We start from the raw sequence: 16,873 nt of genomic DNA on the forward strand, positions 1-16,873 counted from the left end.
TTAGCATTTGATACTATTCTTATTGAACACCATCGGTACAAAAATGCATAAATAACATAATGAGAATACTGCTCAAAAAAAGCATATAGAAAAAAAACAGTTAATTTTACGTTAACTTTACATATAAAGTATTGATTTAATTGACTTTACCATTTTAAACAACCCAAACATCATATAGAAAAAAGGTGTTTTTTATAGCTTTAAAGTCGTGTTTTTGAGTAATTTTTGATCAAAATCATCCTTATTTATTATGGAATTATTGCGGATTTTAGTTTTGTAAGCATAAATGGAGTTGATAGAATAGCCTAAAATTTGCGCTATAATTTCATTATGTGTAATTCCTAATCTAATTAATGCGTAAATTCGTAACTCCTTTGTAAGAAATTGCCCCTTGTCAAGTTTAATTTTATATTCTTCTTTCATTAGCGAATTAAATTCATTGATGAAATTTGGGAAAAGATTTATAAATGCGGTATCAAAATTCTCCAGAAGTTTTTCTTTTTCTCTCTTTAAATCATAACTGGAAATAGTACGTTTCGCTTTTTCATAATTTTCTTCGTCTATATATTTTTTTATAGTGACCATGAAAAAATTAAACTTTTCAAAAACAGCATCATACTGTGTAAAAAACAATCCTAAATATTCTTCTTTAATTTTATTGGCCTCCAAAAGCTGTTTATTAACCTGCTTTATTTCTACATTTCGCGATTTAATTTTTTCATTCACATTTCTTAATTGCTTGTTGATACTTTTTAAATTTTGATGCGCATCAGCAATAATTTTCTTCGCTTTATTTAATTTTCGATATTGAAAGTATATAATTACAGCAAAACAAATAGCAAGAACCAAAAAAGAACTTACAATGATATATTGCCAATAAATACGTTGTTTTTCCTTTTCTACAATTTGAAGAATCTCTTGTTCAATAAGTGGTAAAATTGCTCCAACTTGTATTTTACGCTGTTGCGCCCCATAAAAAAAGGCATCTTCATTTGCCTTTTGAATGAGTATTGAAGCATTTTTAAGATCGCCTTTTTTAAATAAAAGTTCAGACAGTTTTATGATTGCCAACGATTCTTTGGTAGATGTCTTAATGTCAGACATCACGGCATCTGCAAAATGAATAATGGCCTTGTCCTTATTTCCTGATTGTTGATATAAATCTCCTAACACATAGTGAACCAAAGCTTTGTCGTGAGCTTTATAATCCCCCTTCAAAAGCAAATTAAATTCAACAATTGCTTCCTTTAAACGTTTGTCCTTTGACTTGTTAAATGCTTTTAAAAAGAAGTGAAAAAAATCACTCTCTTTAGTTAATGAAAGCGCTTTTTCTCTATACTTTCGAGCTAAATCAATGTATTCTTTTTGAAAATAGGGAATATTACTATATTCTGCCATATCGCCATAACAACGGCCTAATACTCCATAATAAAGGGTTCCATAATTTCCGTTAGATTCATCACGTTTTAAAGGTTCTAAAAAATCCAAGGCCTCTTTATACATTCCTGATGAAACACAAATATCAGCCAGATTCATATTGGCTTTAGCTATAAGTGACGTATCCTTTATTTTAAGTGCCAGATTTTTAGATTGAATACCATAGTAAAATGCCGAATCACGCTTAAAGAATTTAAATTGGTAATACATTTGTTCATTTAAATCATAACGAACCAATAAGTCACTCTTTTTAGTCTTCTTTAAAATATTTCTAACGCTATCAATTTCAAACCTTTTTTTCTGATCATATTTTGAGGAATTTTCAATGATCTGATTTAAGTTTTTAAAAATATTTTTTTCTTGACTTATTCCAATGGTAGTGGATAAGAAATAAACAAGAATTAAAAATTTTATATTTTTTAATGAATAAGATTCTATCAACATTTTATTATTTTTTAAGCAGTAAACTAAATCTATTTAATCCATAGGAAATAATTCTTTGAAGAGAAAACACACAGTTAAAACATTGAAATTAAATATTTTGCACTTATTTATAAACCAATATAAAATCAAATATAGTTAATTTTTTTTTTAAAGTTTTAGGAATTATAAATCCTCTGAATCCTGTTTAAAATAAATAAAGCAGAATGAATAAACACGTAAATATATGATATATAAGTTTTTAACAAAACTTAGTGACTAGATTTATGTCTATGATAATTAGAACTCCTTTTTAATCAGTTGAAAAAACAACAATTATCTCATTCATGGGTGCAAAACCCTTGTTTAGAACAAAATTATAAATTACTAATTATCAACAACTTAACGATTTGTATTCCGTTAGGTTTCTACAACATTTAAATTCAAACTTTCTTTCTCCTTATAAATACATAATAAAGTCAAATATTTTAACCGATAATAACTATCTTAAAATCTCTATCTGTAAGCTTCCGCAATTTTATTTTATAAAACATTAAAACACAAATTCTAAAGTTGTGTAAAAAGTTCGAGTATCCGACGGAATGATTCCTGGACCTGGATAACCGGTAGCTCTTCTGGTGAAATAACTGTTGTTTGTAAAATTGGTGATTCCGGCTTCCAGTTTCCATTTTTTCCATTTGTAGGAGGTTGAAAAATCAGCTACATAATAGGCTGGAATTTGACCAAAAATACCATACGTATTGTCATTTGCATCTGTTTTACTGTTATTAGCTTCTGTAAATTGAGAGGAAACATAGGTAAATTGTATGCTCGAAATAAAGTTTTTATATCCAATTCCTGTTCCCGTTTTTATGTTGTAAAGCGGTACGAATTCCACTTTGTTTCCTTGAATATTTGGCGCGTCCGATTTTAGATATTCCGAATCGGTAATAGCGATATTGGAGAATACATTCCAAACAAAGTTGTCGTTTTGTTTGAAAAATGTTTTATTTAAACTCCAATCGAACATCGTTTCAAAACCATAAGTAACTGCAGTTCCAATATTGTCTCTGAACCTTACAATTGCAGCGGAACCATTAGGATTTCTAGTTTCATATTCACCAATTTTATCATCATAATACAAGCCATAAATACTAGCATCAAAAGTTACTTTGTCGCCTATTTGTCCTCGAATCCCAATATCAGAAGTATATCCTTTTTCGTCTGTAATATTTTCATCAATCACCTGACTTGGACTCACAGTGCGAATGTCATTGAAAGTTACTGAACGATAATTTTGTGAAACATTTCCATAAAATTCAATTCGGTTTTGTGGTTTATAACTTAATCCGATGCCTAATAAAACAAAGTTTCGGTCTTTTATATTATTCTCAAACTTCGTTTCGTCCAGTATTACATTTCCTGCTAAATCCAGATTTATTTTTCGGTAAGAACCTTTGGCTTGTGTTTTTATTTTTTCAAATCTAAAACCTGGAGTTATAGAAAAATTAGAAGTTATTTTAAAAATATTCTCTCCAAAAACAGACACATTCAAATTCGGATACGTATAGTTGGATTGGTTGGCATAAAAAGGGAATTCTGTATCAGCAACATTAAAATTGGCATCACTACCGGAACTTCCCGGACCTTGAATTCCTGAATTTTTCGATTGATAATATTTGGCTCCAATTAAAAAAGCACTGGTGTTGTTTTTTATTTTGTAGCGTTTTAAAAATCGTGCTTCTGCACCCCAATTGACAAATTTACCTACTATTAAATCTCTTTCCGTTCCTAAAACATCAGGATTTGAAACTCTATTAGAACGATATCCGACAGCTTTTCGACTTGCATCCAGCCCAAATAATTGCAATGAAAAATCGGCATTAGCATTAAATTTATGTTTGAATCGCAAAGCAAATAAATTCCAATTTACGGCAAACCAGTTCCGGGTTCTGTTGCTTTGCGTTGGGTTTTGGTTAAACATAACATCAGTCAATCCGCCGGCTTGTTGGGCTAAATAATTAAAATAAGTGTAGTCGAAATGCAAGGAAGTTTTATCGTTGAACTGATAATTCAAATTCCCAAAATAGTTTTTGCTCTCGAATTCAGAATTGGGTCTAAAACCATTTCCTTGTTTGTAATTATAAAAGGTGTAGTAACTGAATTTATCTTTTGTACCGCTTAATGAAGTAAAATTGGTAAACAAACCATAAGATCCAATGGTATTTCTTGTTGCAAATTCGAATGGTTTTTTACTTGGCGTTTTTAATTTAAAATTAACTAATCCACCAAATTGCGTTCCGTATTGTAACGATGCTGCACCGCGAACTACTTGTATTTCTTCTAATGCTTCGGTGGGTGTGGCATAATAACTTTCAGGATAACCGAGAACATCTGCACTAATGTCATAACCGTTTTGACGGGTATTAAAATTGGATGTTCGGTTTGGATCTAATCCTCGTCCACCAATACTTAATTGCAAACCGCCATCGGAACTTTCGTTGATGGTTAATCCTGCAACTTGAGCAAATATCTGACGTGCATTGTTGGTGGCCTTGTTTGCCGTTAGTTTGTCTAATGAGATTACTTCGGTTTTTTTTCCGGCATAAATGGCAGTTTCATCAATATCTTTTAATTTATTGAGTGCAAATATTTTTTCTTTTTGATTCTTGATAACCACTTCCGAAAGATTGGTGACTTTATCTAAAATAATAACAATACTTTCATCGGATGTTGCAACTGTTTTTTCTAAAACAGCATAGTTCTCTTTGTAAAAAACGAGTTCATAATTACCATACTTGTCTAATTCTATTGAAAATTCTCCTTTAGAGTTAGAAAAATATTTAGTCCCGGAAGTTTTATTATAGATTTCAACGGAAGCCAATCTTTTGCCATAGTCAGATGTAGTTATTCCCGAAATTTTATATTGGGAGAAACTATTTATCGTAAATAATAAAAATAGAATGCAACTAAAATCCTTTAATTTCATCGTTAAAAGGTAATATCCAAGTTTTGTGATGGAATGTTTCATTTTCTTTGGCTAGATTTATTTTTGGGTCAATGTATAATTTGCTTAATCTTCCGTTGAGAGCGACGTAGCTTTCTACTCTAACTTCCGGATCTTGAATGCCTTGTTTTTGATAATAATCGTGTAAATAATGTGCGTATTCCAAAATAAAATCCGGTTGAAACGACATTTGCTTTTCCTGAAAAGAAGTTAAAAAATGACTGTTATTGATCATTCTATTTTCTTTCGTTTTCGCATCGGTAACAATAAATTGGGTGTAACCGGCTTTTTCCATAAGCATCACGCGCCACGAAAATCGAAATCCTTCTTCTGTCCAAAATAATTCATCCGGATACAATACATATCGAAAAGGAAATAATAACTGGAAAGCTACAAAACAAGTTAAAAAAGCGATTTTAGTTTTATAAATCCCATTGAAATTCTGAATTTTTTCTTTTCCGTTCTCAAAGACAGTTATACTGAAATTGAATAATTTTGAAACAATTTGCAAACACTTTTTATGAAAATTGGCATCAAAAAAGAGTAATGAACTTACAATCATTATATACGGAAAAACACCAATCGGGAAAAGAATTTTAGTCAGAATATGAAATACTACCACTAAAACAAAGGCGAATAATCGAGTTCTTTTATAAAGTAATAAAAAAGGAATACTTAAATCGTAAATCATTCCTGTCCAACTAAAAGCATAATGCACCCAATTCTCGTTTAATAAAGAACCAATTATGGGTAAATTTGAATTATTGGGCAACCAGATTTTGAGTGGCATCGCTTCAAAAAGCCAGTCGGAATTGAGTTTTGCCAAGCCTGCATAAAAATATACAATCCCTAACAACAATTTTAAAATATCAATAGTCCAACTCGGGATTTTCTGATGGGCAATTTTAGGATTTCTATAGGCATCAATAGAAAAATAGGCATTTGCCGGTAAAAATATCAGTATAAAACTCACAACCGTAATAAAATAATAATGATTCAGGTAAGTGGTTTTATCCATAAATTCAATGTAGGTAAAACTCAGGAAAAAGATAATAATCGATACTTTGTATTTATATCCGATGGCGACAAATAAAGCAGCCAACCCTGAAATAAAAAATAATAAATACGTATAATTCCCAAGTGGTTTTACCCACTCAAAGCCATAATAAGTAAAATGAAACTGTGGTTGTATATAAAATTTATCAATCCAACCGTAACTGACAAATCGTATCAGACTTAAAACCATCATAAAGCCAAACGCTAGCCTAAAAAAAGCTAGCGTTGATGCCTCTGAATATTTATTTAGATATTTTGTTACACTAAAACTCATAATTAATCGCCATCGCCATCTACATAATCAATCGTGATGTTTAATGCTTGCATCATATCTAGTTTTGTGTAGATTACATTTTGCTGTAAAGCATCATAAGCGGCAATCATTTTTGAATTGTCAGTATTTATTTGTTGTGAAAAACTGTTGTTAAGCGCATTGTTTACTGTATAAATAGTAGCAAATTGATTGTTTATAATATCGCTTAATTGCTGACCATTTCTAATAGCATTTAAAAAATCCAAATACGTTTTTAGGCCTTCTCCTGTTGCTGTACTATTAAAATGTTTTCCATTAAAAAAATCTTGTTGTGCTTTTATGGAAACATTTAACAACTCTTTAGAAATATCATTTTTATAATAGCCCTCCACTTTTTCCGGATATTTAACACCGCTTGAAAAAATCCCTGCCGGAATTCCTAATTTACCGGTACGAATATCTTTTTCCAGATTTTTTACAAATAAATTTGTTGTTTTGTTTACTGAACTGCTTACCGAAGTCCCATTGTTAGCGACATAACTATTTCTGAAACCTGAATTCCAATCGGTTACAACTGCATCAGCATTTGTTTTTAGTTTGCTCACAACAGCTGTTAAATACTGCTTGTAATTTGTAGCACTTGCATTTGTAGCATAAAAATCAACAATTGAAGCATCATTTGTACTCAAACCATTTATCAAATAATCCAATGCCGGAAAACCTTGTTTGTCAAATTGAGACAACAATGCTAAATTGTAACTTCCGGATGAAATATTTGATTCAATACCAATTGTACTTGTTGGATAGGTATTGGAAGCCATATTAAGATTGATTTCCTCGGCTTTCCCCAAATTATACATCGATATATATTGATACCCTTTGTAGGCTTCAAGCCAAGAATTTCTAACCGTTTGAAGATTTGCTTCAGTTGGGGTAGCAACAAAAGTATTAGTATTAGATACCAATGTTTGAAGCTTTGCTTGATAATTTACATAACTTGGAACAATGATATTATCAGCCCAGTTGGTTAAAAGTGCTGTTCTATCATAATTATTCCCGTCAGTATTGTTATCTCCTTCATTTGATGAGCAAGCCACAACCAGAGCAATAAGACTTAAAATTAATAGGATCTTTTTCATACGTGGATAATATTTGTTTTTTTAAGGAATATGGAATTAATGACGGATACTATTTATCTTTTTGGTGTCATTGAACTTCGTTTCGCATATCTTCGTCGGTGTTTGCATCGAGTTTACGTTATGCTCATTTCATTTCTTAAAAAATTTATGCAAAAGTACAAAAAGCAAGAGAAGTTAACTTCTCTTGCTTTGCTTTTTATTGAATTAATTTACTGTAGCTGCTTGAGCCACTGTAAAACCAAATTTAGTTGCAATTTGTGTTGATATAGCATCTAGTTTTGCTCCCAAGGTATCGATAGCCCACAGACCATTTGTTCCGCTTACCATAGAAGCTAACATTGTATCTACTTCTGCTTTTGTAAAATAAGGACTGTTTGTTCCTGGTTTATTTGTATAACGCAATGACATAATAAAACCGTAAGCTTCTGACAAAGCGTGGAAAGCTTTTGCTCCATTATCAGTTGCTAATTTACCTTTTCCTTCTTGCAGATAAAATACGGCTCTAACCGCCGGTATCACTGCTAATTTTGCTTTAATAATATCAATTTGAGCATCACGGGTTGCATAATCATTGGCAACAATTGCCGCTCTACCTTTACGGAAAGCCAATTCAATGTCTGCTTTAAGGGTTTTAAAATCAGTATCGGCATTAACTTGATTGATATAACTGCTCCAAAATTTAAAAACATTTGGTGTAACAGTTAAATTATCTGCACCATAAATATAACCATAAGCTTCATCCCAATTATGCTCCATTTCTGTATAACTCTTTCCAGTTAATAATACTTTGTTCGTATTGTCAACTTTATTGGTTCCGCCATCAAGCTTGTTTACACTTAAATAATTATTTACCACTTGATCCAAAAAGCAAGCACCCATCATTCCTTTTAACAATACTTGTTGTGGCTCTAATCCATTTGAAGCCAATAATCGTTTACTTGTTCCATCTAAATAAACACCGGCAACGCCTGCAGCAGCAGTCGCACCTTGACTGGCAGCTTTAGCATTATCGAATTGGGTTTCAAATAAAGCACGAACGCTTACTTGTTCAGCAGTTGAACCACCACCTAGATATAGAGAAAAATAATCTTTTGAAGCAGCCGTTTTATCTTTTAATTGTTTCCCTGATGTATTTAAACCTGTACCTGTAAAACGGTTGTTCGTATTTGTATACATTTCAGACAAAAATGCATCATCAGCCACTGTTCCGTTTGTTGCTGCTGTTTTAAAATAGTTCCCCATTTCATCAAGCATTAATAAACGACTTGATTGCCCTGAATAATCTACAGAAGTTACCGCGTTTCTTTCGAATGTGTAAGTTGCCGGAACAGTATAATTAAAAGTTTCTTCGACTGCAGCATCGTCATTTGAACAAGAAGTAAGTGCTAATAATAAAATTGGTAATGCGGAAAGAGATAATTTTTTAAAGTTCATTTCAGTTAATTTAGATTGAATTAAAATAATTTTTGCAAACATATAAAAAGATTATAAAAAAACAAGTGTTTTATTTAGATTTATTATGAATAATCTGTTGATGGTAATAAATTATTTGATTTATTGGTCCATCAAAAATAAATTTACTTACATATTGAACCAATGTTAATGCTGTTATTTTTGATAAAAATTCTTGTTTTAAAACCTTCAAAAGTTTTAGCATAATTTCTTCTGATTAAGAACTGATCACATAATTGTGAGAAGAATGTTTCAATTCTTTTTCTTGATTTTCTAAAGATATATGGTTGTGGCTTATAATTTTTTTGATTCTTTCTTTTTGGTGTTTCTAGTTTTATATTTACAGTTTGGAATAAGTTGAATTGATTCTGACAAATAGCCTCTGTCTCCAAGTAGCACCCAATTAGACATTTGTTGTTTTATATTTTATGACTATCCGTAATGCGGACTAAAATCATTTCGAATACAATTTTCGTCGTTTGTACATTTATAAAGCATAAATATTAGCCCACAGATTGTACTGATTATACCGATTTACATGGATTTTTTTACTCGGTGAATCAAACTGTTCGTGTAATTAATTTCAACGAATGAATTCGTGGCAATTCGTGAAATTCGTGTTTATTTTTAGACTTATGTCCAGACGATAGGCCCAGTTTGGACCGGAATACCCAATAGCGACAGCATTTTTATAAAATTGTATCGAGAACGTTATGCACACAAATCTTCTCAATACCACAATAGCCTGCCCTAAATTTTTATCGAAGGGTCAGTTCGACATCCTCAACGTCAGTTCGAGTGATTTTTAAAGCTAAACTTAAAGTATTTTGAAGAATAAAACATAAAGCTTTAAAAATGGTATCGAGAACTCGATACCTTTTTGGCTGTACCAATCCTATTTTAAATAAAAAAGGTTACAAAGAATAGTACTTTGCAACCTTTTTTTATACAACGCTTTAAAAGCTATGTTACTTATCTAATAATTCAAAAGTGGAATTCATACTTTTGAACTCCGGTACAATTTGTTTCATTCTCATTACAATATGGTCATTTTCAAAGTGATTTGCACCTCTTATAAGTTCCTCAATATCCGTATTCAGGGTTTCAAATTCGTCCAGAATTTCTTCTGAAATCATAATTTTTTCATGGTGGGTAGGCAAAGTCTTGGAAGTATCATTAAGTAATTCTTCGTATAACTTCTCCCCCGGTCTTAATCCGACAATCTGTATTTTGATATCTTTATCCGGAATAAACCCGGCTAGCTTAATCATCTTTCTGGCCAAATCAATAATTTTAACGGGTTTCCCCATATCAAAAATATAAATTTCCCCGCCATTCCCCATAGCTCCCGCTTCCAAAACCAATTGACAGGCTTCCGGTATGGTCATAAAATACCGAATGATATCAGGATGTGTAATCGTGACCGGTCCTCCATTAGCTATTTGTTTGGTAAACAAAGGGACTACAGAACCATTGGAACCTAAAACATTTCCAAAACGAGTGGTAATAAATTTTGTAGCATTTTTTTCCTCTTCATTATTATTTTTTAATTGCAGGGATTGCACATATTTTTCGGCTATTCTCTTACTGGCTCCCATGACATTACTTGGGTTCACTGCTTTGTCAGTAGATACCATCACAAATTTTCTAACCTTATACAAGCAAGACAAATCGGCAAGATTCTTAGTCCCCTCCACATTGGTAAGAATTGCCTGAGAAGGATTTTCCTCCATTAGAGGCACGTGTTTATAGGCTGCGGCATGAAAAACCACTTGAGGTTGATGGAGTTTAAAAACCTTATCCATAGCTTCTTTATTTCTTACGTCGGCAATAACGGTATGTATTTCCGAATAAGAACCTAAATTTTTCATTTCTAAACACATATGATGCAATGGTGTTTCGGCCTGATCTAAAATAATTACTGTTTTAGGATTGAAAATTAATACCTGGCGTACAATTTCGCTTCCAATAGATCCTGCAGCACCGGTAATCAAAATGGTTTTATCTTTAAGCTGCTTAGAAATCAATTTACTGTCTAATACAATAGGTTTTCTTTCCAGTAAATCTTCAATTTGGATGCTCTTTACTTTTTGGGAAATCTCTTTTTGATTCTCCCAATCAGAAATCAATGGCACGGTATATACGGTATAATTAAATTCTAAACATTGGTCTACAATAATTAATTGCTCCTCTTTGGACAAGCTTTTATCGGCAATAATAACTGCATGGGCATTAACGGAACGCATTAATGGCGGTAGTTTTTTCTTTTTAATTAATATTGGTAAATCCAACATCCGTTTAGTTGCATTTTGGTTGTTTTTATCCACAAAACCAACAATTTTAAATCGGGTAGGTGTCTCAAATTTTAAAGCATTCGCAACCGATATGGCATTGGCATCCGTACCATAAATAATGGTTCTAATTAATTTATTCGTCCCTTGTTCTGAAAAATAAAATTCGAAAGTTTGTTTTATGACAACGCGATATAAAAATAGCCCACAAAAGGAAAGCACTATATTGATAAAAAAAGCCGTATTTAAAAACGCTTTCTGTCCATACAACAACTCATAACCAAAATTAAAAAAAAGAAACAGAATAAGGACAGCCATTTGCGAAAACAAAAGCTTAACCGCATCAATATAGGAAGAATGTCTGATAATTCCGGAATACGTTCTAAACAACCAGAAAAAGAAGATATTTACGCCAAAAAGAGACACTATGAATCTAAAGCTGTATGGAGTAATGATATAGTCTAATCCTGTTCCTTTAAATATTAGAATCGTAAAAAAAAACGACAGCACTAAAACCGAAAAATCTATCATAATAATAATCCATCTGGGCAGATAGCTCAAATTATGAATATTAAATTTCAAGTTTTCTCTTGAAAAAAAATTAGAGTTTATAGGCGATGAGCCAGAAGTATTAGTATCACTCAAAATAATATTTTTAAAGATTCCTGTTATTATGAAAACAAAAATAACAATTAATTAATGGATAAAAGGAAACAAATCAATCCAATTTCGTTTTAAAAGCAATTAAACAACAAAACTGAATTTATCTCATCTTTTTTTAGAAATAACCTCTTTTTTTTCCAAATAATTTTAAGATAACGGATTTTATTCTATTACAATCTTCAGGAGTCATATTGGAACCTGATGGTAAACAAAGCCCATTATTAAAAAGGGTCTCGGCAATATGGTTGCCATAATAAGGATGTTTTTCAAAAACAGGCTGTAAGTGCATGGGTTTCCACAAAGGCCGGGATTCAATATTTGCTGCTTCTAATGCCAATCTTAAAGTTTCTCTCGTAATCCCATTGGTTTCCAGAGGATTTATTAGAATGGTACTCAACCAATAATTAGAAAAATAAGTAGCATTAGGCACTTTAAAAACGGTGACCCCTTCGATAGCTGCAAATAATTCGACATAAAACGCATGCACGTTTCTTCTCAAACCAATATGATAGTCCAAAACTTCCATTTGTCCCCGTCCTATACCCGCACAGATATTACTCATTCTATAATTGTATCCTATTTCACTATGCTGATAATGTGGTGCAATATCCCTGGCTTGTGTCGCCAAAAAAATAGCCCTGTCTTTTAGTGCTTTCGAATGAGTCACAATCGCCCCTCCTCCAGAAGTAGTTATGATCTTACTCCCATTAAAAGAGAAAATTCCAACATCACCAAACGTACCGCATTGTTGTCCCTTGTAGCTGCTTCCCAAAGCTTCGGCACTGTCTTCAAGAATAGGAATAGAATATTTATCGGCCACCGCTCTTATCTCATCAATTTTATACGGAACCCCATACAAATGAACGGTGAGTATTACTTTTGGGGTTGCGCCTTTTGCAATCGTGTCTACAATAGCTTCTTCAAGTGCAATAGGACATAAATTCCATGTTTCTGGTTCACTGTCGATAAACACCGGAGTTGCGCCCAAATATAAAATAGGATTGGCGGAGGCTGAAAAAGTCATACTCTGACAAATTACGGTATCTCCTGCCTGAACTCCTAAAAGGATTAATCCCAAATGAATGGCTGCCGTACCAGAATTTAAAACGGCAACATGACGCGAACCTAAATAGGCTTCTAAATGGTGTTCAAAACAATCTATGTTTGAACCGACCGGAGCAATCCAATTCGAATCAAATGCTTCTTGTACGTATTTCAGTTCACTGCCTCCCATGTGAGGAGCCGAAAGCCAAATTTTGTTTTTATGCATCTTCTAAAAAAACTGTGAAAATTGTATTCTGCTAAATTAAGAAAAAAATACTCCAAGATTCCGGTTGCTAGTTGGGTGCAATTATTCAAAACGTCAGTTCGAGGTATAATTTTTATTCTAAAAAAAGCAATATAAAATGACGTTTTGAGAATGAGGTCAATAATTCCCCTCCTTTGGAGGGGTGTCCGAAGGGCGGGGTGGTTATAATCCGTATTTTAATAAAAACGTCAATGGTAGTGTTTTTTTGTGGAGTAAAACGGAACAAAACTTCTCGATACGCTTCGCACTCGAAGTGACGTGTATCGAGAACCGTTTTTAATAATAATTTTCTAATTCTCGATATAATTTTCTTCCCGAGGCTTCGGGAGAAAATCACTCGAATTGACGAAAATTATCATCAAAAACTAATTCTAACTAACGGGTTATAATACTAATTGCACTATTTTTTTCTAAAAAAAACAAACCAAATCGTTTTCAAAATAATGATGATATCTCCCCAAAAACTTCGATGATAGTAATAGTCTAAATTCATCTGTACTTTATCCGAAAAAATAACACTGTCGTTGTAAATAGTAGGTGATGTCTGCTTTTCTAACAAATATCCCTCTTTGCTATATTTTATGGAAGCTAAACTGGTTAATCCAGGTTTCAATTCTAATATTTTACGATTTTCACCTTCTAACAAATCATAAGAACCCGGCAAATCTGGTCTTGGGCCTACTATACTCATTTCCCCTTTTAAAATAGTAAAGAGTTGAGGCAACTCGTCTAATTTATAGCTACGAAGTAGCCTGCCTATTTTGGAAATACGGGCGCTGCCTGAAGACGATGAAACTTGAATCGTTCGGAGTTTATAAATTTTGAATGGTGCACCAAATTGACCTATACGCTCTTGGATGAAGATTCCATTAGTATGCGTATCTATAACGGCCAGCAGCCAAGAAATCAATATAACCCAAAAAAATAAGAGAAGTGCGAAGAGGGAGAAAATAATATCAAAAAATCGCTTTGCCATACCTTTCGAAGTCTTAAATTCCTAAAAAAAAATATGCTTATCCGTAGTTTACCTAGCAAGGGATTTTATATATTCCATTTTTCTCGCAAAGGTGCGAAGACGCAAGGTTCAGCGTACGAATAGCTTTGCGGCTTAGCGCCTTTGCGAGAGATTAAAAACGTTTAAGAGATATCGACTTATTTACATAAAAAACAACTGAAGGTTTAATGTTAGCAGGGTCGAATTCCCCTCTTGAGAGGGGTTAGGGGTGTGTTTTTTGTTTTTAAAGAAAAATATCCATTTGATGATATTAGTGTAAAGTTATCACAGCTGTTAAAAAAAATAGACCAAGTACGAGTTCATTAGACTTAGCATTGGTATTTATGTAAGTAACTCGAAAGAGATATTTGAACCTCCCACCATTCGGGACTAAAAAACAATCTTGCATACTATCGAAATAATAAAAAGCGGCTTGGGTAACAATGCAGATAATCATAAAAAACAATACCGTAACCCAAGCAAAAACCGAATTACAAATTCTTCAGGACCAATTTACGAGTAACAAACTTTCGGACCAGTAAATAAATAAAGGTCAATAGTACTAAAAATCCACCGATAAAGAACAGGGTTAAATATCCTTTGGTAGCCATATAAATAACGAATCCGTTTATTCCCAATTGAAATCCGGCATAAATAAAGGCAACCAAAATATGAGAATAGCCCATTTCATTGGCTAGATATTGGTACAAATGGCTACGGTGCGGCTGAAATATATTTTCTTTTTTAAGTAATCTATTTATGATCGTGATAATGGCATCAATCCCATAAACGGAAAAGAAAAGAATATACCCGAGTTGTCCCGAATCAATAATAGTCTTAATCATAAAATAGCCTAAAAAAAGAGCCATACTGATACTGCCAACATCACCCGCAAAGGTTTTTGCTTTTTTCCGAACATTAAACAGCCCAAAAGCAAAACAAGACAATCCCATAGTAATTAGTAATGGCAAACTGGCTTTGTTGATAGGTAAAAAAGAAAAACTAACGATAGCCGTTAAGGCGTATAAAACGGTTATTCCATTAATGCCGTCCATAAAATTAAAAGCGTTTACCCAACCGATCAGTAATACAAATACAATAGGGAGCAACCACAAAGGTTCTGTAAACAAGCTTAACTCATAAAAAACCAAACCGACAGCTATAACATGTGATACAAATCGGGGCAACTGGGACAACGGTTTAATATCATCTATAAAACTAACAACCGCGACCAATACCACTGCGAGGGTTACTGCCCAAGAAACATATCCCAAAAAAAAAGCGATACTAATCGCTATTGGAAAAATAATCCCGCCTCCTCTTAAAGTGATGGAAGTATGGGACGATCTGTTATTGGGCTTATCGATAATATTGTACTTATCTGCAATTTTGAAATAAAGAAGCTCAATCGCAACCAATAAAATAATTAATGCAATGTATACCATATTTTAAACTATATATTATTATCTAAAATTCCGTTTGAAATCAGAAACCTGAAACTAAAAACTGATCACCTGATCACTGAATACTGAACACTGAACACTAAAACCTACAACTTATGCCTCAGCAATCCCAAAAGATACTCTCCGTAACCCGATTTCTTTAAAGGCTCTGCCAGTTCGTTTAGTTGTTGGTCAGTGATAAAACCCTGTCGCCAGGCAATCTCTTCGATACAACCTACTTTCAGCCCTTGACGTTCTTCAAGAACCTGAACAAATTGTCCCGCCTGCATCAGGCTATTAAAAGTTCCGGTATCCAACCAAGCGGTACCTCTGCTTAAAATACCCACTTTCAAAGCACCTTTTTCCAGATATACTTTGTTCACATCGGTGATTTCGTATTCCCCACGAGCACTGGGCTTGATATTTTTAGCAATTTCCACCACCGAATTATCATAAAAATACAAACCGGGTACCGCATAATTGGATTTCGGTTCTACTGGCTTTTCTTCAATGGAAAGTGCTTTAAAAGCTGCATCAAACTCAACCACACCATAGCGCTCCGGATCTGAAACGTGATAAGCAAACACAACTCCACCTTCAGGATTGGTATTGGATTGCAACAACTCATCCATATTAGAACCAAAGAAAATATTATCCCCTAAAACCAAGGCTACGCTATCTTTTCCGATAAATTCTTCTCCAATAACAAAAGCTTGCGCTAATCCATTAGGGATAGCTTGTTCTGCATAACTGAATTGACAACCTATTGCCGTTCCGTCTCCTAATAATTTCTTGAAATTAGGCAAATCATGAGGAGTAGAAATAATTAATATTTCATTAATACCCGCCATCATCAAAGTGGATAACGGATAATAAATCATGGGTTTGTCATAAACAGGCATCATTTGTTTGCTCATGGCAAGTGTTAACGGATGCAAACGGGTTCCTGAACCTCCAGCTAATATAATTCCTTTCATAATTGTACTCATTTTACGAATTAATTCGAATTTTTCAAATTAATCATTCTTTTATAAGTTAATGAGGGTGTGCCGAAATTAATCAACATACCCAATTCCAGATTTGTACATTTTAAATAATTGGTCAACTGCGTATAAAATGTGACAGGTATTTGTGAGACAGCTTTTATTTCGATAATAATACTATCATAACAAACAAAATCTGCTCTATATTGTTTTTTCATAAGCTGTTTATCGTAATATAACGACAACTTTACTTGTCTTTTAAAGGGAATTTTTTGAATTTGAAATTCTTTTTCCAATGCTTCCTCGTAGACCGCCTCCAAGAACCCTGCTCCTAATGACCGATGCACTTTCATACAAGCGCCAATTATAGCAAAGCTTTCTTCTTTGTAAAGTATTTTATTCGTAGCATCCATTAGTGAAATTCGAA

General features: G+C 33.0%; 11 protein-coding genes and 1 pseudogene. All 12 read right to left on the reverse strand.

Going from position 1 to position 16,873, the window contains the following annotated elements:
• Positions 1-192: 192 nt before the first annotated feature.
• The 12 genes and pseudogenes from FNW38_RS00955 to FNW38_RS01010 all read right to left on the reverse strand — a co-directional run bounded on the left by FNW38_RS00955 (position 193) and on the right by FNW38_RS01010 (position 16,859).
• Positions 193-1,881 (reverse strand): DUF6377 domain-containing protein, encoded by a 1,689-nt coding sequence (locus FNW38_RS00955; RefSeq protein ID WP_144064391.1) that lies wholly within the window; start codon positions 1,879-1,881, stop codon positions 193-195.
• 529 nt (positions 1,882-2,410) lie between these two features.
• On the reverse strand, positions 2,411-4,846 hold the full coding sequence (locus FNW38_RS00960) for a TonB-dependent receptor domain-containing protein (protein ID WP_144064454.1): 2,436 nt from the start codon (positions 4,844-4,846) through the stop codon (positions 2,411-2,413).
• On the reverse strand, positions 4,827-6,194 hold the full coding sequence (locus FNW38_RS00965) for an HTTM domain-containing protein (protein ID WP_144064390.1): 1,368 nt from the start codon (positions 6,192-6,194) through the stop codon (positions 4,827-4,829). Before FNW38_RS00965 ends, FNW38_RS00960 begins: the two co-directional genes overlap by 20 nt.
• A gap of 2 nt (positions 6,195-6,196) precedes the next feature.
• Entirely contained in the window at positions 6,197-7,312 is a 1,116-nt protein-coding gene (locus FNW38_RS00970; protein ID WP_144064389.1) for an imelysin family protein, read from the reverse strand.
• 204 nt (positions 7,313-7,516) lie between these two features.
• Positions 7,517-8,746, reverse strand: coding sequence for a DUF4856 domain-containing protein (locus FNW38_RS00975; protein WP_144064388.1), 1,230 nt, complete (start codon positions 8,744-8,746; stop codon positions 7,517-7,519).
• 70 nt (positions 8,747-8,816) lie between these two features.
• Positions 8,817-9,190: pseudogene (locus FNW38_RS00980) on the reverse strand (transposase); the annotation flags it as partial.
• 542 nt (positions 9,191-9,732) lie between these two features.
• On the reverse strand, positions 9,733-11,700 hold the full coding sequence (locus FNW38_RS00985; protein WP_144064387.1) for a polysaccharide biosynthesis protein: 1,968 nt from the start codon (positions 11,698-11,700) through the stop codon (positions 9,733-9,735).
• Between the two features lie 133 nt (positions 11,701-11,833).
• Complete coding sequence (locus tag FNW38_RS00990; RefSeq protein WP_144064386.1) at positions 11,834-12,988, reverse strand: DegT/DnrJ/EryC1/StrS family aminotransferase; 1,155 nt, start codon at positions 12,986-12,988, stop codon at positions 11,834-11,836.
• Positions 12,989-13,427: 439 nt separating this feature from the next.
• The gene (locus tag FNW38_RS00995) at positions 13,428-14,003 is read right to left on the reverse strand and encodes a sugar transferase (RefSeq protein WP_144064385.1); all 576 of its coding nucleotides are present in this window, start codon (positions 14,001-14,003) and stop codon (positions 13,428-13,430) included.
• 509 nt (positions 14,004-14,512) lie between these two features.
• Positions 14,513-15,466 (reverse strand): MraY family glycosyltransferase, encoded by a 954-nt coding sequence (locus FNW38_RS01000; RefSeq protein WP_144064384.1) that lies wholly within the window; start codon positions 15,464-15,466, stop codon positions 14,513-14,515.
• Between the two features lie 104 nt (positions 15,467-15,570).
• A complete protein-coding gene (rfbA, locus tag FNW38_RS01005; RefSeq protein WP_144064383.1) occupies positions 15,571-16,440 on the reverse strand; it encodes a glucose-1-phosphate thymidylyltransferase RfbA in 870 nt (289 codons plus the stop codon).
• Positions 16,441-16,460: 20 nt separating this feature from the next.
• Positions 16,461-16,859, reverse strand: a complete 399-nt coding sequence (locus tag FNW38_RS01010; protein ID WP_143385712.1) for a GxxExxY protein — start codon at positions 16,857-16,859, stop codon at positions 16,461-16,463.
• Between the last annotated feature and the right edge of the window lie 14 nt (positions 16,860-16,873).

The sequence above is a fragment of the Flavobacterium gawalongense genome (genome assembly GCF_007097265.1).
Lineage (GTDB): Bacteria > Bacteroidota > Bacteroidia > Flavobacteriales > Flavobacteriaceae > Flavobacterium > Flavobacterium gawalongense.

Bases quoted from the DNA above. Each gene is read 5' to 3' on its own strand.
- FNW38_RS00975 (WP_144064388.1), bottom strand. From the start codon at position 8,746: ATGAACTTTAAAAAATTATCTCTTTCCGCATTACCAATTTTATTATTA.
- FNW38_RS00955 (WP_144064391.1), bottom strand. From the start codon at position 1,881: ATGTTGATAGAATCTTATTCATTAAAAAATATAAAATTTTTAATTCTT.
- rfbA (WP_144064383.1), bottom strand. From the start codon at position 16,440: ATGAAAGGAATTATATTAGCTGGAGGTTCAGGAACCCGTTTGCATCCG.
- FNW38_RS00990 (WP_144064386.1), bottom strand. From the start codon at position 12,988: ATGCATAAAAACAAAATTTGGCTTTCGGCTCCTCACATGGGAGGCAGT.
- FNW38_RS00965 (WP_144064390.1), bottom strand. From the start codon at position 6,194: ATGAGTTTTAGTGTAACAAAATATCTAAATAAATATTCAGAGGCATCA.
- FNW38_RS00970 (WP_144064389.1), bottom strand. From the start codon at position 7,312: ATGAAAAAGATCCTATTAATTTTAAGTCTTATTGCTCTGGTTGTGGCT.
- FNW38_RS00995 (WP_144064385.1), bottom strand. From the start codon at position 14,003: ATGGCAAAGCGATTTTTTGATATTATTTTCTCCCTCTTCGCACTTCTC.
- FNW38_RS01000 (WP_144064384.1), bottom strand. From the start codon at position 15,466: ATGGTATACATTGCATTAATTATTTTATTGGTTGCGATTGAGCTTCTT.
- FNW38_RS00960 (WP_144064454.1), bottom strand. From the start codon at position 4,846: ATGAAATTAAAGGATTTTAGTTGCATTCTATTTTTATTATTTACGATA.
- FNW38_RS01010 (WP_143385712.1), bottom strand. From the start codon at position 16,859: ATGGATGCTACGAATAAAATACTTTACAAAGAAGAAAGCTTTGCTATA.